Annotated in this window: 19 protein-coding genes; 11 read left to right on the forward strand and 8 right to left on the reverse strand. The window is 37.3% G+C overall.

The window, feature by feature from the left end; genetic code table 11:
- Positions 1 to 42: 42 nt before the first annotated feature.
- Complete coding sequence (gene rsfS / locus FN756_RS08165) at positions 43 to 417, reverse strand: ribosome silencing factor (protein WP_142603159.1); 375 nt, start codon at positions 415 to 417, stop codon at positions 43 to 45.
- 50 nt (positions 418 to 467) lie between these two features.
- On the opposite strand from rsfS, the gene FN756_RS08170 reads away from it, so the two are divergent.
- From FN756_RS08170 to lpcA, 5 genes are all read left to right on the forward strand, one after another.
- Positions 468 to 1,232, forward strand: a complete 765-nt coding sequence (locus tag FN756_RS08170; protein WP_142603161.1) for a biotin--[acetyl-CoA-carboxylase] ligase — start codon at positions 468 to 470, stop codon at positions 1,230 to 1,232.
- A 97-nt stretch (positions 1,233 to 1,329) separates the two neighbouring features.
- A complete protein-coding gene (locus FN756_RS08175; protein ID WP_142603163.1) occupies positions 1,330 to 3,447 on the forward strand; it encodes a protein-disulfide reductase DsbD family protein in 2,118 nt (705 codons plus the stop codon).
- Positions 3,448 to 3,526: 79 nt separating this feature from the next.
- On the forward strand, positions 3,527 to 4,501 hold the full coding sequence (gene pfkA / locus FN756_RS08180; protein ID WP_142603165.1) for a 6-phosphofructokinase: 975 nt from the start codon (positions 3,527 to 3,529) through the stop codon (positions 4,499 to 4,501).
- A gap of 96 nt (positions 4,502 to 4,597) precedes the next feature.
- Positions 4,598 to 5,818 (forward strand): PQQ-dependent sugar dehydrogenase, encoded by a 1,221-nt coding sequence (locus FN756_RS08185; protein ID WP_246085448.1) that lies wholly within the window; start codon positions 4,598 to 4,600, stop codon positions 5,816 to 5,818.
- Between the two features lie 64 nt (positions 5,819 to 5,882).
- Entirely contained in the window at positions 5,883 to 6,455 is a 573-nt protein-coding gene (gene lpcA / locus FN756_RS08190; RefSeq protein ID WP_185955226.1) for a D-sedoheptulose 7-phosphate isomerase, read from the forward strand.
- A 26-nt stretch (positions 6,456 to 6,481) separates the two neighbouring features.
- On the opposite strand, the gene FN756_RS08195 is transcribed toward lpcA, so the two are convergent.
- Positions 6,482 to 9,064 (reverse strand): phosphatidylglycerol lysyltransferase domain-containing protein, encoded by a 2,583-nt coding sequence (locus FN756_RS08195; protein WP_142603169.1) that lies wholly within the window; start codon positions 9,062 to 9,064, stop codon positions 6,482 to 6,484.
- 147 nt (positions 9,065 to 9,211) lie between these two features.
- On the opposite strand from FN756_RS08195, the gene FN756_RS08200 reads away from it, so the two are divergent.
- Positions 9,212 to 10,753 (forward strand): YifB family Mg chelatase-like AAA ATPase, encoded by a 1,542-nt coding sequence (locus tag FN756_RS08200; RefSeq protein ID WP_142603171.1) that lies wholly within the window; start codon positions 9,212 to 9,214, stop codon positions 10,751 to 10,753.
- A 91-nt stretch (positions 10,754 to 10,844) separates the two neighbouring features.
- Here FN756_RS08200 and FN756_RS08205 read toward each other — a convergent pair whose 3' ends face one another.
- The 3 genes from FN756_RS08205 to FN756_RS08215 are packed head-to-tail and all read right to left on the reverse strand — an operon-like array spanning position 10,845 to position 15,104.
- Positions 10,845 to 11,750 (reverse strand): carboxypeptidase-like regulatory domain-containing protein, encoded by a 906-nt coding sequence (locus tag FN756_RS08205; RefSeq protein ID WP_142603173.1) that lies wholly within the window; start codon positions 11,748 to 11,750, stop codon positions 10,845 to 10,847.
- Positions 11,751 to 11,753: 3 nt separating this feature from the next.
- Positions 11,754 to 13,886, reverse strand: a complete 2,133-nt coding sequence (locus FN756_RS08210; RefSeq protein WP_246085449.1) for a biosynthetic peptidoglycan transglycosylase — start codon at positions 13,884 to 13,886, stop codon at positions 11,754 to 11,756.
- A 3-nt stretch (positions 13,887 to 13,889) separates the two neighbouring features.
- Positions 13,890 to 15,104 (reverse strand): site-specific integrase, encoded by a 1,215-nt coding sequence (locus tag FN756_RS08215; RefSeq protein WP_185955227.1) that lies wholly within the window; start codon positions 15,102 to 15,104, stop codon positions 13,890 to 13,892.
- Positions 15,105 to 15,217: 113 nt separating this feature from the next.
- On the opposite strand from FN756_RS08215, the gene FN756_RS08220 reads away from it, so the two are divergent.
- Both FN756_RS08220 and FN756_RS08225 read left to right on the forward strand, forming a co-directional pair.
- Positions 15,218 to 16,294 carry an Mrp/NBP35 family ATP-binding protein gene (locus tag FN756_RS08220; RefSeq protein ID WP_142603176.1) on the forward strand — a complete coding sequence of 359 codons (1,077 nt, stop codon included), beginning with the start codon at positions 15,218 to 15,220 and terminating at the stop codon, positions 16,292 to 16,294.
- 46 nt (positions 16,295 to 16,340) lie between these two features.
- Positions 16,341 to 16,631 (forward strand): NifU family protein, encoded by a 291-nt coding sequence (locus FN756_RS08225; RefSeq protein ID WP_142603178.1) that lies wholly within the window; start codon positions 16,341 to 16,343, stop codon positions 16,629 to 16,631.
- A gap of 95 nt (positions 16,632 to 16,726) precedes the next feature.
- Here the strand turns inward: FN756_RS08225 and def are convergent, their stop codons facing one another.
- Complete coding sequence (def, locus tag FN756_RS08230; protein ID WP_142603180.1) at positions 16,727 to 17,305, reverse strand: peptide deformylase; 579 nt, start codon at positions 17,303 to 17,305, stop codon at positions 16,727 to 16,729.
- 79 nt (positions 17,306 to 17,384) lie between these two features.
- On the reverse strand, positions 17,385 to 17,807 hold the full coding sequence (ruvX, locus tag FN756_RS08235; protein WP_142603182.1) for a Holliday junction resolvase RuvX: 423 nt from the start codon (positions 17,805 to 17,807) through the stop codon (positions 17,385 to 17,387).
- Between the two features lie 101 nt (positions 17,808 to 17,908).
- Between ruvX and FN756_RS08240 the strand changes: the two genes are divergently transcribed.
- Genes FN756_RS08240 through FN756_RS08250 form a run of 3 tightly spaced genes read left to right on the forward strand, consistent with a single transcriptional unit; the run spans position 17,909 to position 20,946 of the window.
- The gene (locus tag FN756_RS08240; RefSeq protein ID WP_142603184.1) at positions 17,909 to 19,036 is read left to right on the forward strand and encodes a DNA polymerase III subunit; all 1,128 of its coding nucleotides are present in this window, start codon (positions 17,909 to 17,911) and stop codon (positions 19,034 to 19,036) included.
- A 34-nt stretch (positions 19,037 to 19,070) separates the two neighbouring features.
- Entirely contained in the window at positions 19,071 to 20,471 is a 1,401-nt protein-coding gene (gene ricT / locus FN756_RS08245; protein WP_142603186.1) for a PSP1 domain-containing protein, read from the forward strand.
- Position 20,472: 1 nt separating this feature from the next.
- Positions 20,473 to 20,946 carry a gliding motility lipoprotein GldH gene (locus FN756_RS08250; RefSeq protein ID WP_142603187.1) on the forward strand — a complete coding sequence of 158 codons (474 nt, stop codon included), beginning with the start codon at positions 20,473 to 20,475 and terminating at the stop codon, positions 20,944 to 20,946.
- 71 nt (positions 20,947 to 21,017) lie between these two features.
- Here FN756_RS08250 and FN756_RS08255 read toward each other — a convergent pair whose 3' ends face one another.
- Positions 21,018 to 22,313 (reverse strand): UDP-N-acetylmuramoyl-tripeptide--D-alanyl-D-alanine ligase, encoded by a 1,296-nt coding sequence (locus FN756_RS08255; protein WP_142603189.1) that lies wholly within the window; start codon positions 22,311 to 22,313, stop codon positions 21,018 to 21,020.
- Positions 22,314 to 22,349 lie beyond the last annotated feature (36 nt).

Raw genomic sequence — 22,349 nt, forward strand, 5'->3', positions numbered from 1 at the left:
ACGTTGAATTAAATAACTAATGTGAACGGTTTTTGTTTGAAGTTATGCGCTTTGGAAAGTTTTGATTTCTGCATCGCCCCATAATTCTTCTACACCATAAAAATAACGTTTTTCTTTGCGGAAAATATGTACAACAACGCTCACATAATCTAGCAATATCCAATCGGCTGTTCCAAACCCTTCCTTTTGCCAAGGTTCTTCTTTAAGAGCTTTGAACATTTCATGCTCTATTGAATCTGCAATAGCTCGTACCTGAGTGGTCGATTCCGCATCGCATATAATGAAATAGTCGGTAACTGAACTTTTTATGTTGCGTAGGTCTAGCCTAACAATGTCGTTCCCTTTTTTTTCCTGTATCCCGTGAATGATGATCTCAGACATAACTTGTGAGTCATCAGTTCTTCTGCTTTTTACCATCAAAAAAAACTAAATTTGAAACTTTAATCGCGTAAAATAAATACTAATAAATGCAATTTACTACTAATTCTGCATTATTTTTTGGTCAAAATCTTATCACACTTAGTGAGGTCGATTCTACAAATAATTATCTAAAGCAGCTTCTCGCAAATACTACGCCACTGCCCGAAGGTACTGCAATTATGGCAGAGAATCAATTTCAAGGCAGGGGACAGATGCAAAACAAATGGTTTGCCGAACCGGGTAAAAATCTCACCTTAAGTTTTTTAGCATGCCCAAGCTTTGTTACTGTAGGTGAGCAGTTTAATTTAAATAAAGCAGTGAGCCTTGGCGTGACAGATTTCGTAGGTTCAATATTAGGTAATCGTGTTAAAATAAAATGGCCTAATGATATTTTTTATGGAGATACGAAATTGGGAGGGATTCTTATCGAAAACTTTTTGTCCGGTTCATACCTCAAACAATCGGTAATCGGTATTGGACTCAATATTAATCAGGATCATTTTCCCGACGGAATTAACGCCATCTCTTTTAAAACTATAACGGGAAAAGACCATCAGCTCATTCCTTGTTTCAATGCATTAAGTTCTGCCCTTGAAGCGCGATATTTGCAACTGCGTTCAGGTAATCTGGCTTCTATCAATACTGATTATCTAGGTAGGTTGTTTAGGATAGGAGAAAGGCATCTTTACCGAAGCGTTGATGACGTTTTTGAAGGTGAAATTATTGGTATCAATTCTTTGGGGCAACTCCAAGTTTATGCGAATGAGGAGGTTAAAGAATTCTCCTTTAAAGAGATAGAGTTTGTATTGTAATCTAAATCTTACACAAAGGAGTTGAATTTTTATATATTTTGCAGCCGATTTAGCTTTTAAGCTATTTAAGGTTATTGAAACTAAACTTTAAACTTTAATGAAACGATTATTTCTTTTTTGTGCGATGCTATTTTCCAGCATCTCACTTTTTGCTCAAATTGAAAATCCGGTTAATTGGTCATATTCAAGTAAATCAGGTAGCGGGGATGAAGCAGTATTGATTCTTACTGCAAAGATTGATGGCGGATGGCATACATACTCTCAATTTATTGGGGATGGCGGTCCAGTGCCAACTTCTTTTAAATTTAAGCCGTCAAAAGATTACGAATTGATTGGTAAGGTAGTCGAGAAAACTACGCCTCATTCAGGGTTTGATAAAACTTTTAATATGAATATTGCTTCCTTTGAAGGTCAGGCGGTGTTCGAGCAAAAAGTTAAACTCAAAACGCCTAAAACTAAAATTTCGGGAACTCTTGAGTACATGGTTTGTAATGACCATCAGTGCTTACCTCCAGAAGAAGTTGAGTTTTCAATCAGTGTAACAGCTGATTTATCCGCATTCAAAGCAGCTCCTGCTCCACAACAAGCTGAAAATAATTCACAAAAGCCTGAGGTTGTTAAAACTGAAGAGGTTAAGCCGGAAGTAGCGAGCGTAAATACTGACACTGCACAAGTTGTTGCTGCAACTGCAGTAGTAAGTGATTCTTCAAAAACAGATACTAGTTCGACAGCTATCATTGCTCCTGTTGTACAAAAAACGGAAGAAGGTGGAAAGAAAAGTATGTGGGGTATCTTATTACAAGGATTTCTATTTGGTTTTGTAGCCTTATTGATGCCTTGTATTTTCCCAATGATACCTTTAACTGTAAGTTTCTTTACAAAACGCAGCGCTTCTCGTGCTGAAGGTATTAAGAAAGCAGTTATTTACGGTATCTCAATTATTGTTATTTACCTGGTTTTAGGCCTTGGTATTACTTTATTATTTGGATCGAGCAAATTGAATGAACTGGCAAGTGATGCCACGTTTAACCTTATTTTCTTTGCTATCCTTGTCGTTTTTGCAGCTTCATTTTTTGGAGCATTTGAACTTTCATTGCCAAGTTCATGGGCTACCAAAGCAGATGAAAAAGCTGACAAAGGTGGTTTAATCGGGATCTTCTTCATGGCAATGGCGCTTGCCTTGGCATCATTTTCATGTACAGGTCCATTGATTGGAACATTATTGGTAAGTGCTGCTAGCAAAGGTGAGTTATTAGGGCCATTTATGGGTATGCTTGGTTTCTCAGCTTCTTTAGCAATTCCATTTACTTTATTTGCAATTTTTCCTAACTGGCTAAGTACTTTACCTAAATCAGGTGGATGGTTAAATTCAGTAAAAGTTGTATTGGGCTTTATTGAATTGGCATTTGCCCTTAAGTTTTTGTCAAATGTTGATTTGGCTTACCACTGGGGAATTTTAGATCGTGAAGTTTTCTTAGTTCTTTGGATTGTGATTTTTGCCATGTTAGGATTTTATCTTTTAGGTAAACTTAAATTCTCTCATGATAGTGATGTTCAATTCATTTCTGTGCCTCGCTTGTTTTTAGCAATGCTTTCTTTGGCATTTTCAATTTATATGATACCAGGTCTATGGGGAGCGCCTTTGAAGTCAATTAGTGCTTTTGCGCCACCAATGGGTACTCAAGATTTCGATTTAACTACACTGTCGGCTGGAACAAGTGCTCAACCGGTACATTCTGTGAAAAAGTACGGTGATGTTTTCCATGCTCCACATGGTATTGATGCATTTTTTGATTATGAGGAAGGTTTAGCTTATGCAAAGAAAACAGGTAAACCAGTTATGCTTGACTTTACCGGTCATAGCTGCGTAAACTGTAGAAAAATGGAGGCTAATGTATGGTCTGATCCTGAAGTGTTGAAACGTATTAAAGAAAACTATGTGTTAATTTCTTTATATGTTGATGACCGTACAGCATTGCCTGAAAATGAGCAGTATACTTCTAAATTTAGCGGTAAGCAAATTACGACGGTTGGTAAAAAATGGAGCGATTTACAAGCTACTAAGTACAATACTAATTCGCAACCTTTATATGTGTTAATTGATAATAATGGGAATGAATTAGTAGCGCCACAAGGCTACAATCCTGATATTGCCAATTATGTGAATTTCTTAGATAAGGGTAATACAGCCTTTACTGCAGTAGCTAAAAAGTAGTTTTTAGAAATTTTATATATCTTAGCCTTTGAGTTAAGTGTACCCTGTACGCTTAATTCAAAGGTTTATTTTTTTATATATGATCAAGAAAATAGGAGTTTTTACATCAGGTGGCGATGCTCCTGGTATGAATGCCTGTATTAGGGCAGTAGTGAGAACGGCAATCTACCATAATATAGAAGTAGTTGGAATTATGCGCGGCTACGAGGGAATGATTAATGGAGAGTTTATACATCTTGAAACTGAGTCAGTAGCTAATATCATACAACGCGGCGGTACGATCTTAAAAACTGCACGCAGCAAGGATTTTATGACACCGGAAGGCCGGAAAAAAGCATACGATCAATTGAAAGCTAATGGAATTGATGCCATAGTTGCCATTGGTGGTAATGGTACATTTACCGGGGCTGCTGTTTTTGAAAAGGAGTATGGAATTCCGGCTATTGGTATCCCGGGTACAATTGATAACGATCTTTTAGGTACTGATTTTACCATTGGTTTTGATACCGCCATTAATACTGTAGTTGATGCAGTTGATGCTATTCGCGATACGGCTGAATCTCACGACCGTTTATTTTTAGTAGAAGTAATGGGCCGTGATTCAGGACAAATTGCTATGGCATCGGGTATTGGTTCTGGGGCAGAAGCCATTTTAATGCCTGAGGTAAAAGGTGATGCTGAAGAGTTGTTTGAACGTTTGGCAAAAGGTACTCGTAAAAAGTCATCCAAAATTGTGATTGTTGCTGAAGGTGACGAAGCTGGAGGCGCATTTGGATTGGCCGAACGCGTAAAAGAGCGTTTCCCTAACTATGATACAAGAGTTTCCGTACTTGGTCATATTCAACGAGGTGGTTCGCCAACCTGTCATGATCGTATGTTGGCAAGCCAGTTAGGGTTTACAGCCGTTGAAGCCTTACTTCAAGGTAAAAAAGGAGCAATGGTGGGTATAATAAATCAAGAAGTAGTTTATACTCCGTTCTCTGAAGCCATTAAAGATACCTCATCAAAACTTAATCCTAATGTATTAAGGATGATCGAAATTTTGTCATCATAGACAAAAGAACAAGGACTTTTCTTGGTCATTAGTCTTGAATCCTGGTTCGCTTTAAACGAGGCTGAGCATTTAAGTAGAAGCAATTATCTTATTGATATGAAACGTAAAATAATATTATTTGCGGTTGTGCTACTTATGAGTTCAGCCTTTTTTGTATACCTCAATAATCTTCAAAAAGGCGAAACGGCCAGCGGAACACAAATAGGTATTACTCTAAAAGTAGTGCTAATAGCTAAGGGACTTCAATCACCGGTTGAGATGGCTGTGCCCAAAGATGGTTCGGGCCGGATGTTCATTGTTGAGCAATTGGGCCGAGTCAGAATTATTCAAAATGGGAAGCTTCTTGTTGCCGCCTTTCTCGATCTGCAGGATAAAATTGTTCCGATGAATGATCGATACTCCGAACGTGGTCTTTTGGGTATTGCTTTCCATCCTGATTTCAAATCGAATAAAAAGTTTTACGTCTACTATAGTTCGCCGTCTGGTCATTCAGGGAGTAATCATAAAAGTGTGATTGCGGAATACAAAGAGTCGGTGGGTAATCCGAATCTGGCAGAAAGCAGTGGCAGAATTGTATTTGAAATAGAAGAACCCGAAGCCAATCACAATGGAGGGCACATGGCTTTCGGGCACGATGGCTATTTATATGTGGGTTTAGGAGATGGAGGAGGTGCAGGAGATGAGCATGGCGAGTTAGGAAATGGACAGAACCTGCAAACATTGTTAGGTAAAATCATCCGAATCGATGTAAACACTTCTATAGGCTACAATGTTCCCGCTGATAATCCTTTTATAGGTAAAAATGCCCGGCCAGAAATTTGGGCCTACGGTCTGCGTAATCCTTGGAAATTTTCATTCGATCGTGTGAACGGACGTTTGTTCTGCGCGGATGTTGGGCAAGATAAATATGAAGAAGTAGATCTTATTGAAAAAGGGAAAAATTATGGCTGGCGAATCATGGAGGGTTTACATTGTTACAATCCATCCAACAATTGTAACCAGTCGGGTTTAACTAAACCTATTTATGAATATGATCATCAAACCGGGATAAGTATTATCGGCGGTTATGTTTACAGAGGTAAAGCAATTCCTGACCTAATGGGCAAGTATATTTTCGGCGATTGGACCGGACCGGTTTTCGCCCTTGAAAAAGAAGCAGGAATATATACTGTAACGCAGCTGTCGCTGATGGGTAAACCTAAAGACACACGCATTTTAAGTTTTGGAGAAGATGAAATCGGAGAACTCTATTTACTCACCAGCGATGATACTCAGCCATTAAGTGCCAAAGGGGCTGTTTACAAAATTATTCGATGAATTAAGAAAGGCTTCTAAGTAATAAAAAACTTAATTTTGTCTATAACAAATTACAATTATCGCTTTGGACAAGATAAAAAACCATTTCGAAGAGGCTCTTGATGTATTGAGCGAATTCGTTTCTAATGAGAAAAACTTTGAAACAATTGTTAAAGCCGGTTTTTTAATGACCGAGGCTTTAATGACCGGTCACAAGATTATTTCTTGTGGAAATGGAGGCTCTATGTGCGATGCAATGCATTTTGCTGAAGAACTTTCGGGGCGATATCGTAATGACCGCAAAGCGTTAGCTGCAATTTCAATTTCTGATCCTTCACATATGAGTTGTGTCGGAAATGATTATGGTTATCCTTTTGTATTTTCAAGGTACCTGGAAGCACTGGGGAATAAAGGAGATGTGTTACTGGCAATCAGCACCAGTGGGAACTCTGAAAATGTGATTAATGCCATCAAAGTGGCAAAAGTTAAAGGTATTTCTGTTATAGGTTTAACCGGAAAAGACGGAGGTAAAATGGTCGACTTGTGTGATGTTGAAATTCGTGCTCCGTATTCTCAATTTGCTGATCGTGCTCAAGAGATTCACATTAAAGTGATCCACTCTTTAATCGATTATGTTGAAAGAAATGTAATTGTGTAGTCAACAGGTTTTGGAGATGTAAAAACTCAGGGCTTCATTACTTTTGATAAGGCCCTGGGCAATTGAAGTAAATCATAGCTATGCTCATATACCAGGTACTTATCCTTCCACATCGGATCAAACTTCTCCTTAAAATCTCGTAGGCCCTTATACTGACGAAACTGCTGAATTTTTTCATAGGCAAATTTGATCGTTTGCTCAGGTAAATCTTTCGCTTTTTCAATACCCGACATTGGTGCCAGGCCTAAGTTGAGTGAGGAATATTGTTTGCTTTTGCAATAATTAATCAGCTCAATAATGAGTACATCCATATTCCCTCCCGGCGCGTCATTGGTTTTGCGAATCAAATCATAGGTTGCTTCTCCTTTTACATAATCTGGAATGATGTTGAGGAAAGCAACTACTTTTTCTTCAGAATTCTCAAGCGTAATGATGGTTTGGTTTTTGAGCTCATCCCAGTCAAACATTCCTTGTGAAAAAATCAATTCTTCTCGTTCCATTGTTTCTAACCACTCATCAGAAACAAGTTTTAATTTCTGCAAAACACCATCTTTTACCGGTGCTTCATAAATGGTAGTCTTATACCCCTTGTTTAATACGCTATTTACGGCGTTTCGTAGTGATTTCCGGGCTTTCCCTTCAAGCGTAAATGCTTCAAGGTCAAGAATGGCCTCTTGCCCGATGAGGAGTGACTTTTTTCCTAACGATTGAAATGGGCCCAAATGCAATTCATCAACTCTGTAATAGGCGGGCTTTAATCCGTTTGTTTTACAAAAACGCTCAAATTCATTAAGTATTGATGTTTTGATATCACTATTATTTTCGCACACAGGTTCTTCAAGCACAATAGCGAAGCCATTGGCTATGCGATAGGCAACAAAGCCTTCATGCTTTAAGCTAAAAAAGAAAAGTTTATCAGAGTACGTTTTGAAATAGTCAACAGCTGAATCTCCGAATTTAAAAATGAGTTGCTGTGCCTTTCTATATTCGTTCTCATCAATTTTTGTGCTTAAAATAAAGGGTCTGAGGAAAGCATAACAAACTAAAGTAATAGCGGCCACTCCTAAAAGATTAATGCTGTCGAGAAAGAAATGAGCAAACTTAGTATGGGGAGTTATTCCCTCTGCGTTCAATAGAATGAAATTATCAAAAGTACTTAGTATGGATTGCTGAAGGCTAAAATCAATACCGAAATGCTTTTTATCAAGGAAGTAAAACCCGATTACTCCATAAATAACTACTGACAAAAAAGTAAACAGGGTAGTTTGTAAACTTATATTCTGAAGTTTTCGATTGCCGATTATATAATATTGTTCTTTTGTAAGCATCAACGCCACTAATACTGAAAATGCGATAATAGCTTCTTCATAATCAATAGCTTTGGTAAGATGTCCGAACAAAGAAAGTACGCTCAAAACGACAGCAAAATACCAGGCATTTTTTAATCCTTTTAATAAAAAGGTCGACGTTATGATAAGTAATAGCCCAAAAATTAATACTAAATAATTGGAAGCATTGATGGTATCCATCGGTAGCCAGTTTTTTAGTAAATGAACCCTGTCTTTTAAAGCAGGGGTAAGTACCGAAATGATGTTCACTATGCCTAATGCAAAAATGAGAATAGCCGGAAAAATTCGTAGCAATACGTTTCCTTTGGTGAGCAAAAAAATTAAAGTTCCTGCCAATAAAGGCAACCAAAATTCAAACAGACGATATAATAATGTGATCGATAAAGCCTGAGCAGGAGTATAGCCGTATCTGCTAAGAATAAATGTTACAGAAATTTCTATTGCACCCATGCCCCTTAGAAATGGAGAAATAATAAGAAAAAGAGTGGCGATTATGTATCCAACTATTGCAGCTTCTAAATTAGGAGTTACGCCAATGGCTAACATCGCAACGTATAAATGTACTATTCCAACAAACTCTATGAGTACGGAGATGAATATGGTGTTGAACAAGTTCGACTTGGAGAAATGTTCAAGAACAGTTTCTTGCCACATCACTTCTAATTCAGGGCTATATTTTAGAGCGAGTTTATAAAGCCATCCTTTCTTCATGAACGAATATGTGGATCCTCCTAAAATAAGAAGTAGGGCAGCCAATCCGCTGAAAGCGCCAATTTCATTGCCGGCTAGTTTATGGTTTAAAAAGAGATAGATTAATACGGGTAAGGCCACAATTAATACCGAAAGTATTCCGATAAAGCCATAGATATAAGAAGCGAAATTGATCTTGGTGTGGCTTACATTGTTATTCTCAATTTCTTTTGTGAAGAAGGCTAATGAAGTTACTCCGCCTCCCGGTAAAAAAATACTAATGAGGTTACGTTTTAAAAAAAGTTTTAGGGAGAGAAAGAATGGGACGTTAGTCCCTACCGTTTTAAAGCTATAAACATACATGGTCGCTTGTAGTAAGAGGTAAACAATGGTGAAAAGTATACCTAAAATCAAGTACTGCCAATTACTTGAATGCAATGTAACGCCTACGTCACGTAATTCTCCATGTTCATGTTTTATGAAATAGATGGCTAGTAAAATGAATAAAAAGCCTAAAATTTCTTTCCAATAGAACGTGTTGTTGCGAAATTTTTCACGAAAGCGATTCATCAGAGGTTAATTAAAATTGATGTAAAACTGTTTAATAGAAATGAAGTTAACATGAATAAAACAGCATGAATATCTAATTTACAAAACTCTGTCTTTTAATTTCTCTTTAATTTATTTACCTTTTACTTAAATACATCTATCGTACTTATGCTTGTAAAAACTTATGGAAGCGCCGTTTATGGGGTTCAAGCTATTACAATTACTGTTGAAGTTAACGTTTCGGGTGGAACAAAGTATTTTATTGTTGGCTTGCCCGATAATGCAGTTAAAGAGAGCTATCAGCGAATTGAAGCGGCACTTAAAAACACAGAGTTTCATATGCCACGCATGAAAATAGTGGTGAATATGGCTCCTGCTGATATTAAAAAAGAAGGTTCAGCCTATGATCTAACTATTGCCACGGGTATTCTTGCTGCTTCAGGGCAAATAGTTGAGCCCGAACTTGTTGGAAAATACATTATTATGGGTGAATTATCGCTCGACGGTAGTTTACAAGCCATCAAAGGCGCTTTACCTATTGCCATTCAAGCCCGTCAAGAAGGTTTTAAAGGTTTTATTCTTCCAAAAGAAAATGCCAGAGAGGCAGCCATTGTTAGCGGACTCGAAGTTTATGGAGTGGAGAGCATTGCCGAAGTGGTAAAGCTGTTAAACGGAGAATCTGATTTGGTGCCAACTATTGTTAATACCCGGGAAGAATTTCTTCAGAATATCAATAATTATGAGTTTGATTTTTCCGATGTAAAAGGACAAGAAAATATTAAACGTTCTTTGGAAATAGCCGCCGCCGGTGGGCATAACCTTATTTTAATTGGTCCGCCGGGAGCCGGTAAAACGATGTTGGCTAAGCGCTTGCCAACTATTCTTCCTCCGCTTAGTTTGCATGAAGCACTTGAAACCACAAAAATTCATTCGGTTGCCGGTAAGCTACAGGCCTCCGACGCACTGTTAACAATCCGCCCATTTCGATCCCCACATCATACTGTTTCAGATGTTGCCTTGGTTGGAGGAGGAGGGAATCCGCAGCCTGGTGAAATTTCTTTAGCTCATAATGGGGTACTTTTTTTAGATGAATTGCCTGAGTTTAAGCGTACGGTTTTGGAGGTAATGCGTCAACCATTGGAGGAACGCCGCGTAACCATTTCAAGGGCAAAGATCTCGGTGGATTATCCTTCAAGCTTTATGCTGGTGGCTTCAATGAATCCTTGCCCATGTGGCTATTACAATCATCCCGAAAAAGAATGCGTTTGCGCTCCCGGTGTTGTTCAAAAGTACCTTAGCCGTATCTCCGGACCATTACTTGATCGCATTGATATCCATGTGGAGGTTACTCCAGTTTCTTTTAATGAACTTTCCGATGAACGAAAATCAGAGCGCAGTTCCATTATACGCGAGCGGGTTATCAAGGCTCGTGAAATACAATCAATACGCTTTAATGAAGAAAAAGAAGTGTACTGTAATGCGCAAATGAGTTCAAGAATGGTGCGACAGATTTGCAAAATCTCAGATTCAGGACAATTGCTGCTCAAAACAGCAATGGAGCGATTGGGGCTTTCTGCTCGTGCCTATGATCGTATTCTTAAAGTTTCAAGAACGATCGCTGATCTTTCTGAAAGTGATTCGATTTTGGAAGAACATTTAGCGGAGGCTATACAGTTTAGAAGTTTAGACAGAGAGGGTTGGGCAGGATAAAATGACCCTGCCTAAAGAAATTTAATGGGCAGGGTTATTTGTTGTTATAAATCTATATGGACTGAAAATTTTCGTTCTATTTCAATAGCCATTATTTATCGGCAATGATTTCAACACCAATCATATAAGAGTATTTTTCCTGACGTTTCCAAATGTCACCTGAATACTTATACCAAGAGTAAATTGGTGCAATCTCTTCACGCTTTTCATATCCTATAGCAGGGGCCGGATAATGTTTCAAAATAATTTTTTTATCGTCGTCAGTAGTTGCTGAGGTTGTAACTTCCCCTGCATAGTATTGTGTTGGTAGAATTTCCAGAACCACAAAAAAACCATTCCAAGGCACGTCTAAATTATATTGGGAAACATCAACAGTAACCCATGCGCCGTTTTTAACGGCATGGCCAATGATAGCATCTTTTAATAGTTCTTTTCCGGGATAATCATGACTATCGTCTTTATGCAATAATTTTACCCGGAAAGGAGCGTCTATAACTCCGTTTTCGCATTGCTTGATATAAAATTTAACCGCTTTAATGGTGCCGGTCATGTTATTGTCATTGGGGAAGTACAAAGCATGGTCTAATTCCGGATAGGGACAAAATTTGCCATAACTTGAATTTTTAAGTGTGCCGAGATAGACCTTTTTGGCTTTAGCTGCGGTTACGACGACGTCCTTAAGTTCATATATTGCCGGTGCTATTCCAATAATATTGACTTCTCTCGACAATGATTTAATTGCAATAGTTGACGAATTGTAGCCCAATGCAGAAACTACCAAAGCCTGATCTTCTAAAGCAGCAGGAATCTTAATTTCAAAATCTCCAAGTTTTGATGTGGAGTAAATTAATTTAGAGTTTGTAATAGTTAATGTTGCATTGGCAATAGAACGATTTTCATTATTTTTTTCAACTACTTTACCTTTTATGGTAATCTGGGCGTTTGCAGCCTGTGTAACCCATAAAAAAAGTAATGTTAAGTAAACTATTCTTTTCATTGGCTATTGTTTTTTTAATTGTTCTTCTTTCCGCCTTTTGCGACGTTCAGCTTTTGTTTCTTTAGGTTGTTCGGAATCAGATTTTTCAATAGTCTGGGTTTTAATTATTTCTTGTGTTTGTTTTTTAGGTTCTAATTCTAATTCTACAGGAGCCGGATGGTCTTGTAATATTTGTTGTTGGGAGTCATTTTCATCCCCCTCTTCATTCATGGTACTATCACTCAAAACAGTGGTCTTAATTACATAATTTCGAGCCGGACCTCTTAATTCCACGTTGTACATGTCCGCCTTGTCGCTTTCGGTAATTTGGCCACGTTTCAACATTAAGCCGCTAATTAAGTTAAAATAGTATCCGCTGATACGCGGTTTTAAACTTCCATCGGGAAAGAATTGGCGTCCATATCGTTTAGGGCTAGGAATAATGCTTGCTAAGAACATTGATTCGCCAAGATTTAATTCCGCGGGTGTTTTTGCAAAGTAAAACTTTGAAGCTTCCCCAACACCATACACGTTCGGCGCCCACTCAATGATGTTAAGATACACTTCGAACATACGTTCTTTACTTGTTAGTCGCAAATTTTCAATTAGCCAAACAATCAACATTTCTTCAACTTTTCGAGCAACTGTTTTTTGACGGCTCAGATAAACATTTTTGACAAGCTGCATTGAAATTGTACTGCCTCCGCGTTTAAAACTTTTTGCTTTATAATTAGTAGCAATCGATTTGCGGAATGCTTCTTCATAAAATCCTTTATGACTGAAAAAGGCTGCATCTTCAGCTGTTAATATAGAATTTTTTAAATATGGAGAAATGTTTGCGTAGCTTGTAAAGTTTGGATTTGAAGGGCCAATCATGATGTTACGCATAGGTTTGCCATACTCATAAGGCGTATATACAAATGGCTGATTGATTTTTTGAAGATTGGTTTTGCCAAATGCTGTGATTCTGAAATCTTGTTTATCAAGGCGAGAATCTAAGCGAACAGAGTCAGGATTCGTCTCATCTAAGTAAAAATTAAAAGTATATTTTAATTTGCCACTTACCTTTATTCCTTCTAATGATTCAAACATGCCTGTAGGGAAGGAGTCAAAAAAATCTTGTCCGTTTATCCAATCGGTTTTCAGGTTAAGCTGGTAATTTTTGGTTGGTCGCAACGTGTACTTTATATATGGATGGGCTTCCAGTTTTTTCAGATGAATAGTCGATAAACTGTCGAGGGCAATGTAATTCTTTCCAATGATCATCGCCGCATCGATTGAGCCATATTCAATTTTAATATCATTGGAAGCAATTTTAGGATGATTTATTAGAAGATTTCTAATCGACCAAGCTCCTGTAATTGTAAGATTATCTCTTCTATAATCAATATCATCCATTCGGGTGGCAATTGTATCAAAGTTCATTTTGATACCATATTTCTGTTGCAAGTAAGGGAACTCCACTTTCTTGCCCTCTGCATAAAATTTAACATCAAGCTCATTTGAACCCGGGTTAACTTTGCCATTCAGATGCCAAGTGGCTTCTCCTTTATTTAATATAAAAGTAGAACTAAGCTTTTTATTGTCAATCAGAATTTCTTTGGCTAAAACATCCGTATGGGCACTATCGTCGGTTATCGAAGCATTAAAGTTTTTCACTGAAAGATTATTTGGAATTTTATTTAAGGCTGAGTTAAGAATACGATTGGCTAGTTTACCCAGGTCGAGTTCATGTTTTACTGTTGTGTCTTGTTTTTTATCTTTTAATAAAAAATCAAAATTCTTAACCCCTTTCCTGCTCACTAAATTGAATATTCCGTCATTCAGTATTACTTCTGAAAGTTTTACATTGCCGGTAAGTAAGGGTAGAATTCGTACGCCAACTTTAAGGTCATGAATATGTAGCAGTGTATCTTTGCCAATTGGCACAACACTGATTGCATTCATTTGGACGGTACTTAAACCGGTAAAGTGAGGATTGTTTATTTTGATATCCAGATCGTTTTCGCGACGCTCTTTGGCAATCACTTTAGCAATTGTACTTTGTAGTATTGACTCACGTTTGTTATAAGCGATGACGGCTGCCACACAGGCTACTAAAAATAAAAAAAACAGGATGATAAACATCCAACGATATCTCTTGAAAAATACTCTCAAAACTTAAAAATTTTTCTTGTTCCAGCAATCAATCATTTCAAAGTCTTTCATAGGGTTACTGAAATAACTGTACTCCAGAAGTGCGTTGATGGTTTTTTGGCCAAGTACTTGAACTAGAAGCTCAGGACGCATTCCTGCTCGCAAAGATAGTGCTGCAAAGGTATATCTTGCTGTATCGGTAGTAATTAATTCGTGTTTAGGCTTGGTTTTTTGGATAATCTCTTCGCCTTTATAGATATTGATTTTTACAGGCGCATTGATTCCTGCCATTTTACCCAGGGTTTTAAGATGTTTATTAGCATAAACATTTTGAACTAATGGGAAACAATATCCTTTTTCTGGTTTATATTTTTGGAGTATATGTCTGGCATAGTTATTTAACGGAAGACGGGTTTTGATATATGTGTACTGATTGATGATAATTATCCGATCTTCAATCACATCATCTACTTTTAATTTTATAATTTCTGAATACTTAAGTCCCGTAAAGCAGCCGAATGCAAAAATATCGCGCACAATAGCCAGCTCCTTATTAAGGCTAAGATTGATATTGTATAAACGTTCCAGCTCTTCATCTGTGAGTGAAAGCTTTAAGGCATCTATGGTTTTTGTTCCAAAGCTTTCAAAATCACTGTTTTTGATCAAATTTTTTGAAGATGCATAATAAAGAAAAGCTTTGAGTGATTTAATTTTTTTGCTGATCGTGTTATTGGTGTTATTGAGCGTACGCTCTAAAAAATTAACAAATTCAGCATAGAATTGCGCCGTAAGGTTTTCAAAATTGAGTCGGAAATCAGCAGCATCTTCAAACAGTTTAAGGTCTTTAATGAGTGTTTCGTATACGAAAACAGTACTTTCTTTTTTTGTTTTTTTGGATTCTTCGATAAATAGCGCGAGTTCCTCAAAAAAATGGCTTCCGGTTTTGAAAAGATCGTTATAAAAAGCCTCTTTGATTTCTTGAATACCGGCATCTTTACGGCTTTTGAGTATATGCTGGCAGGCATTCAATAGCTTTATTTTTTGAACCGATAAAATATGATTCATTTTTTCAGTTTGGCCATTCATTTCAGCAACTTTTTGCTCTTTGGTATTCCAATGTTCTGCCTTCACTTTTAATCCTGTGAAATGCTTAAACCGTTTGCCCTTGTGCTGGAATATGAGGTATATAGGTAATAAGTTATCAATATCTTTCATTTCTGGACGCACACAAAAGTTCATTGTAGCCATTGTTAGTCAGGATTAAGGTTGTAGTTTGGGGAGTTTAAACAAAGAACAATTTATCACGTTTTTTAGTTAGTTTTGGCCAATTTTATAAACATATTAACATTCTTATGTATACAAGTGAACAAGTTTTGGCGGCTCTGAGCCATGTGGAAGAACCTGATCTGAAAAAAGACCTTGTTACCCTTAAAATGATCGAGGATATTAAAGTTGAAAATAAGAAGATCAGTTTCTCGGTTATTCTTACTACACCAGCTTGTCCTTTGAAAGAAATGATAAAAAATGCATGTACCAATGCCATTCATCATTTTGTTGATAAAGATGCTGAAGTAGTTATTAATATGACATCCAGAGTAACTACTAAGGGCACAAATACTTTTCCAAATATTAAGAACATTATCGCTGTAGCTTCAGGTAAAGGTGGCGTTGGAAAATCAACGGTTGCTGTGAATTTAGCCTTAAGTCTGGGAAAAAAGGGGGCAAAAGTAGGATTGATTGATGCTGATATTTATGGCCCGTCACTACCTATCATGTTTCATTTGGAAGGAGAGCGGCCAAGCATTGCCGTTGTTGAAGGGAAAAACAAAATACTTCCTATTGAGAAGTACGGAATAAAACTGCTTTCTATTGGTTTTTTTGCAGATCCTAATCAGGCTATTCCATGGAGAGGACCAATGGTGTCGTCAGCTATTAAGCAATTATTTAATGATGCGGAGTGGGGTGAACTTGACTATTTAATAGTCGATATGCCTCCGGGAACGGGTGATGTGCATATCACTGTAGCGCAGGGGTTCCCGGTTGCCGGGGCAGTAATTGTTACGACTCCTCAAAACGTTGCCTTGGCCGATGCGAAGAAAGGAGCAGGTATGTTTCGAATGGAAGGCGTAAAAGTGCCCATTTTAGGCGTGATTGAAAATATGTCGTATTTTACTCCTGCTGAATTACCGAATAACAAATATTATATTTTTGGACAAGACGGCGGTAAAAAACTAGCGGAACAATTTGATGTTCCATTTTTAGGGGAAATTCCGTTGGTTAAAGCGGTAAGTGAGGGAGGCGACTCTGGAGAGCCGATCTCCTTGAATCAAAATCACCCTCTTTCTCATGCATTCCTAGATATCGCAGAGAAAGTAGCTCAGCAAGTGGCTATACAAAATGCTGTGGCAAACAAAGAATTAGTAGGATAATAATTTTTATTATCTTTGTATTTAGTCTAAACAAGAGTTTGATAAAATGAGTAACGCAGAATTGTTAACAAGAGTTGAAGGTGCATTGGATCAAATCCGCCCATATTTAGAGGCTGATGGTGGAAATGTGGAGGTGTTGGAGTTAACAGGCGATCATGTGCTTAGGTTAAAACTAGTTGGTGCATGTGGCTCATGTCCGATGAGTATCATGACCTTGAAAGCAGGCATAGAACAAGCTGTAATACGGGAAGTTCCAGAAATTACTTTAGTTGAAGCGGTGAATATTACTGATATGGATGATCCCAATGCTGTAATGCCTCAACAAATGCAAAATTAATATAGCCAGCTGAGCGAATATAAACAAGAAGAGCCCGATTCTATTGAATAGGGCTCTTCTTGTTTATGCCTGGTCTTTATTCTTGATCACTTAAACTATCTCCCTTTTTTTCTTGCAGGAAACTTCATTTTATAATCAACTTTAATTGTTCCTTTTGAAATAGCATCCAATCGGCCTTTAATCATCGCTTTTTTCAGTGGAGAAAGGTAATCAGTAAACAATTTACCTTCAATATGATCATACTCGTGCTGAATTATACGAGCGGCAATTCCAGAATAATCTTCGGTATGTTCTACCCAGTTTTCGTCAAAATAATTAATCTTAAGGTTTGCATGACGAGAAACATCTTCTCTGACTTCCGGAATGCTTAAACAGCCTTCGTTAAAAGCCCATTTTTCACCATCTTGATCTATTATTTGTGCGTTGATAAATACCTTTTTAAAGCCTTTTAGTCTTTCGCCTTCTTCCCCCTCTTCTTCGAATGGGTTTGCATCAATAATAAATAAACGAATGGAAAGCCCAATCTGTGGTGCGGCCAAACCTACGCCATGTGCATTGTACATGGTCTGAAACATGTTGCTGATCAGCTCGGATAAGTTTGGATAATTTTTATCGATTGGTAAGGCTACTTTTTTTAAAACAGGGTCGCCGTAGGCGATAATAGGTAATATCATTTTAAAATTTAACTATCATGTTAGAACTAGAAAGCACGCTTTCCTAATAATTGCTGCAAAAGTACATAAAACTAGGGAATTAGAAGCCAAACGAGCGTTTATCAAGATAGGTTTGTAAAATAATTACTGCGCTAACAGTATCAACAAGGCCTTTTTTTTCTCGATCGGATTTTTTTAAACCACATTGGGCAATGCTGTGACTGGCCATTTTGGAGGTAAAACGCTCGTCAATTCGCTCAATTTTTATTTGAGGAAACTGCTTTTTCAACATGTTAATGAAAGCTTCCACATGTCGGGTTGATTCTGAAGGAGAACTGTCCATTTGTTTAGGTTCTCCAACAATGAAATGAGTAACCTCTTCTTTCGAAAGGTAATCTTTTAAAAATGAAGGAGCATCTTTAGGATGAATCGTCATCAAACCGGTTGCAATAATTTGTAAGGGATCAGTAACTGCAATGCCAAGGCGTTTGGTGCCGAAATCGAATGCCATTAATCTTGCCATAGATTTTTTTACAAAAATGCTAAATTATCGGAATACAATGTCTTTTATCATATTCATAATGTTGTTAGGAAATAGAACTTAGATTTTAGAACTTTACCAACATGCAATTCAAAGACATTGTAGGGAATAAAACCGTAAAAGAACAGTTAATTCGGTCGGCAGCTGAGAATAGGATCAGTCATGCACAGTTATTTTTAGGTCCTGAAGGTTCCGGAAGTTTGGCCTTGGCTGTTGCTTACGCGCAATATATCGCTTGCGAAAACAAACAGGCTGATGATTCATGTGGCGAATGTTCATCGTGTCGCAAATATACTAAGCTCATACACCCTGATCTTCATTTCTCGTATCCATTTATTGCCAATAAAACCAATAAAGTGGAAACCTGCGTTGATGTAATTGAAGAATGGCGCAAAGCCATTGCCGCAGAGCCCTATTTAACCCTTAATAATTGGCTCGGATACCTGGATGTAGAAAATAAACAGCCTAATATTAACATTGCTGAATGCCATTCTATTATTCAAAAGTTAAGTTTAAAACCATTTGAATCAGAATTTAAGGTCCTAATCATGTGGTTGCCTGAATTTTTAGGTTCAGAGGGTAATTCGCTGCTTAAAGTAATAGAAGAACCATCTCATAAGACATTATTTCTGCTCGTTGCTGAAAACCGTGAGCAAATACTGAATACCATACTGTCTCGTACTCAATTAATCAAAATTAACAAGCTCTCAAAGAATGATATTGCCGATTATTTCATAGAAAAATTCAACTGTGATAAATCCAAGGCCGGTAAAATTGCATACTTGGCAAATGGTAATATGGCTACGGCACTGGATGTGTTTAACGAAGAGGAAAGTGAAGAAACAGGATCATTTGCTGATTGGATGCGATTATGCTATAAAGGTGATGGCCCAGCAATGGTAAAATGGGTGGAAGGTTTTTCAAAAATTGGCAGAGAGAAACAAAAAAACTTTTTACGTTACGGATTAAATATCATTCGCGACTGTTTATTGGTGAACAGTAACTCCAATAATTTAATTCATTTAGAAGGAGCAGAGCTGGATTTTGTTCAAAAGTTCTCAAATTTGATTAACTTGAACAACGGAGGTAGCCTTATTAGAACTTTTGAAGAGGCTATCTACCATATTGAACGCAATGCTAACCCTAAAATCTTATTTTTAGATGTATCTTTGCAAATTAACCGTTATCTAAAGCAACAATCGGCGGCTTAAATTAAACGCTGATTTCAATATATAAATAGAAAATATGGGATGTAGTTCTTGCTCTTCAGGCGGATGTTCACCTGCCGGTTGCAAAAGCAACGGTTCGTGTCTGACCGATGGAGGATGCAGTAGATTAGATGTTTACGACTGGCTGTCAGATATGGACATGCCGGCTAATTATAAGCCTTTTAATATTGTAGAAGTTCGATTTAAAGGTTCTAGAAAGGATTTTTATATCAACACCAATAATGTTTATCTCGAAGCAGGTGAGCTGGTTGTTGTTGAAGGAAATCAAGGGGGGTATGACATCGGGCATATTACGCTGACCGGGGAGTTGGTGCGTATGCAAATGAAAAAGAAGGGTGTAAAAGACGATGCTGAGTTAAAAAAGATTCTTCGCAAAGCAACTCCTGCAGATGTCGAAAAATGGACGGCCTCAAAATTACTTGAGAATGAAACCATGCACAAGGCTCGTAAATTAGCCTTGGAACTTAATTTGAGTATGAAGCTTAGTGATGTTGATTATCAAGGTGACCGTTCGAAAGCTACTTTCTATTACACTGCAGATGATCGCGTGGATTTTCGTGAATTGATTAAAAGGATGGCCGAGTCTTTTAAGATTCGTATTGAAATGCGTCAGATTGGTATGCGCCAGGAAGCAAGCCGTTTAGGCGGAATTGGTTCTTGTGGGCGTGAACTTTGTTGTTCAACTTGGTTAACAGATTTCAAAACCGTATCAACGGCTGCCGCCCGTTATCAAAATCTTTCTTTAAATACACTGAAACTCGCCGGTCAATGTGGAAAACTGAAATGCTGTCTTAATTATGAATTAGATAGTTATATTGATGCATTGAAAGATATTCCAGAGAATGTTGATAGGCTAGAAACAGAAAAAGGATATGCTAAACTTCAAAAGACTGACATTTTCAAAAAAGTAATGTGGTTTAGTTTCATTGGCCAAGAAAACTGGATTCCTTTAGACGTTAATAAGGTTAAAGAAATCGTTCAGATGAATAAGATGGGTAAAAAACCTGCCGATCTGAAAGAAATGGAATTGGTCGTAAGCGCACCAAAAGTTGCAGTACATGACTATGAAAACGTAGTCGGTCAGGATTCGCTAACCCGACTTGATGAACGTAACAAGAAGAAGAAAAAGAAACGCAGTAAAGGTAAGGGTGGAAAAGATGTAAAAACTGCGGAAGGGCAAGTTGAAAATCCTGTGGTTGTAAAACCTCAAAATACGCCAAGACCTCAGCAAAGTACGCCAAGGCCCCTGCAGAGTACGACACCTAAGCCTCAACAAAATACAGCAAAACAACCTGGACAAGCATCCGCAAATTCAAGTGAATCTGCTGTAAATAATCGATCGCGGAGGCCACAAAACAGAAATCGTTCTCGTAATAATAACAATAGCAAACCAAATAGTAATAATAAGACAGAATAGTATGTCATTTCGTTTCTTTAAAGCTTTTTCATTGATTTTAATCACATCAATAATTAGTGTTTCATGTTCGGATTCAGCTGTTTTCGATGATAACAAGAATATTGATAGAAAAGGTTGGTCTTTTCATGATAAAGCTGATTTTAACGTTAAAATTGAAACACCGGGTATTTACAATGTGTTTTTGAACCTTAGGCATACTGATGATTATCGTTATTCAAATATTTTCCTGCTGATGTCTGTTCAAGCGCCTGGTCAGAAAGAAGTTGAAAAACGAAGGATTGAAGTGAAATTAGCAGAACAGGACGGTCATTGGCTAGGCAATGGATCTGGTAATTTATATGCTCGTAGAGTGTTTTTAACAGATAAAATTAATTTCTTAAGGCCAGGGGAATATCATTTTGAATTAGAGCAAAATATGAGAGATGAACCCCTTTTAGAAATTGCAGACATAGGAATTCGGATTGAAAAGAAATAAACAGGAGGATTCCAGATATCTTTTAACAATATTCCATAAAAAAGTCCCGTGATAATTTCACGGGACTTTTTTTATAAGTAATCTATCAATGTTTCTAGTTTCATTCCCCGAGAACCTTTTACTAAAATAAGCTGGTTAATTGGAGGATGAGATTTGATTGCATCAAGAGCTTCATTGGTCGTTTCAAAGTAGTTGAATGACTCGTTTTTCTTTACAGCATAAAAATCTTTTCCAATAAGGTAAACATTTTTAAAACCGTTAACTAAAAGTTGATCAATTATTTTTCGATGCTCTTCCTTGCTGTATACTCCCAATTCAAACATATCAGCTAATATTAGCATTTTATCGCTTCCTTCAGTTTTAGCAAAATTGCCAATTGCGGCTTGCATACTGCTAGGGTTGGCATTGTAATAATCGCAGATTAAGACATTCTTTTCGGTGTGTTTAACTTGTGATCTGTTATTTGTTGGGATGTAACTTTCAATCCCTGTCTTAATTTCCTTTTCAGTTAGTTCAAAATAGTGTCCAATACAAATGGCTGCAAGTATATTTTCAAAGTTATAGTCACCAACAAGGTTAGATTGAACTTTTTGCCAGTCGTTGGATGTGCTATCTTTCCATTCCAATGTCACTTCTTCTCCTGGTAATGTTCGTCCTGAAACATAATTATCATTGTTTTTGCCATAAAAAACAATGTTTTTTAATTCAGATCCCATTTCTACCAGATTAGCACTGTCGCGGTTAATAAAAGCAATTCCTTCATTTTTCTTTAAGTGGTCAAAAAGTTCTTTTTTCCCTTTTTTTACGCCTTCTTCACCACCAAAACCTTCAAGATGAGCTCTTCCTACATTGGTAATAATGCCATAATTAGGATTGGCAATAGCGCTTAGGCTTGCAATTTCACCTTGATGATTGGCTCCCATTTCTATGATTGCCAATTCAATGCTAGGGTCGATTGACAAAATTGTAAGAGGAACCCCAATGTGATTATTTAGATTTCCTAGTGTAGCATAAGTTTTAAACTTTTGAGAAAGAACCGAGTTAAGGAGCTCTTTTGAGGTAGTTTTACCGTTTGAACCGGTTATTCCAATAAAGGGAATGTTTAACTGGCTTCGGTGGTAGTGCGCTAAGTCTTGTAAGGTTTGTAATACATCCTCTACCAAGATATAATGGTCATCCACCTTATACTGTTTGTCGTCAATTATTGCATAAGAAGCACCTTGCTGAATAGCTTGGTTTGCAAATTCATTTGCGTTAAAATTGTCTCCTTTGAGTGCAAAAAAAATACATCCCGCAGTGATTTTTCTTGTATCAGTAGAAATAAGTGGATGTTTTTTATAAAGCTCGTAAAGTTTTGGAATGGTCATGCTGGAAAAATAAGAGCTAAATATAAACAAAAAAGG

Origin of the sequence: Solitalea koreensis (assembly GCF_900182575.1) — a bacterium.
In the GTDB taxonomy this organism is placed as follows: Bacteria; Bacteroidota; Bacteroidia; order Sphingobacteriales; family Sphingobacteriaceae; genus Solitalea; species Solitalea koreensis.

Bases quoted from the DNA above. Each gene is read 5' to 3' on its own strand.
- rsfS (WP_142603159.1), bottom strand. From the start codon at position 417: ATGGTAAAAAGCAGAAGAACTGATGACTCACAAGTTATGTCTGAGATC.
- FN756_RS08170 (WP_142603161.1), top strand. From the start codon at position 468: ATGCAATTTACTACTAATTCTGCATTATTTTTTGGTCAAAATCTTATC.
- FN756_RS08175 (WP_142603163.1), top strand. From the start codon at position 1,330: ATGAAACGATTATTTCTTTTTTGTGCGATGCTATTTTCCAGCATCTCA.
- pfkA (WP_142603165.1), top strand. From the start codon at position 3,527: ATGATCAAGAAAATAGGAGTTTTTACATCAGGTGGCGATGCTCCTGGT.
- FN756_RS08185 (WP_246085448.1), top strand. From the start codon at position 4,598: ATGAAACGTAAAATAATATTATTTGCGGTTGTGCTACTTATGAGTTCA.
- FN756_RS08195 (WP_142603169.1), bottom strand. From the start codon at position 9,064: ATGAATCGCTTTCGTGAAAAATTTCGCAACAACACGTTCTATTGGAAA.
- FN756_RS08200 (WP_142603171.1), top strand. From the start codon at position 9,212: ATGCTTGTAAAAACTTATGGAAGCGCCGTTTATGGGGTTCAAGCTATT.
- FN756_RS08205 (WP_142603173.1), bottom strand. From the start codon at position 11,750: ATGAAAAGAATAGTTTACTTAACATTACTTTTTTTATGGGTTACACAG.
- FN756_RS08215 (WP_185955227.1), bottom strand. From the start codon at position 15,104: ATGAACTTTTGTGTGCGTCCAGAAATGAAAGATATTGATAACTTATTA.
- FN756_RS08220 (WP_142603176.1), top strand. From the start codon at position 15,218: ATGTATACAAGTGAACAAGTTTTGGCGGCTCTGAGCCATGTGGAAGAA.
- FN756_RS08225 (WP_142603178.1), top strand. From the start codon at position 16,341: ATGAGTAACGCAGAATTGTTAACAAGAGTTGAAGGTGCATTGGATCAA.
- def (WP_142603180.1), bottom strand. From the start codon at position 17,305: ATGATATTACCTATTATCGCCTACGGCGACCCTGTTTTAAAAAAAGTA.
- ruvX (WP_142603182.1), bottom strand. From the start codon at position 17,807: ATGGCAAGATTAATGGCATTCGATTTCGGCACCAAACGCCTTGGCATT.
- FN756_RS08240 (WP_142603184.1), top strand. From the start codon at position 17,909: ATGCAATTCAAAGACATTGTAGGGAATAAAACCGTAAAAGAACAGTTA.
- ricT (WP_142603186.1), top strand. From the start codon at position 19,071: ATGGGATGTAGTTCTTGCTCTTCAGGCGGATGTTCACCTGCCGGTTGC.
- FN756_RS08250 (WP_142603187.1), top strand. From the start codon at position 20,473: ATGTCATTTCGTTTCTTTAAAGCTTTTTCATTGATTTTAATCACATCA.
- FN756_RS08255 (WP_142603189.1), bottom strand. From the start codon at position 22,313: ATGACCATTCCAAAACTTTACGAGCTTTATAAAAAACATCCACTTATT.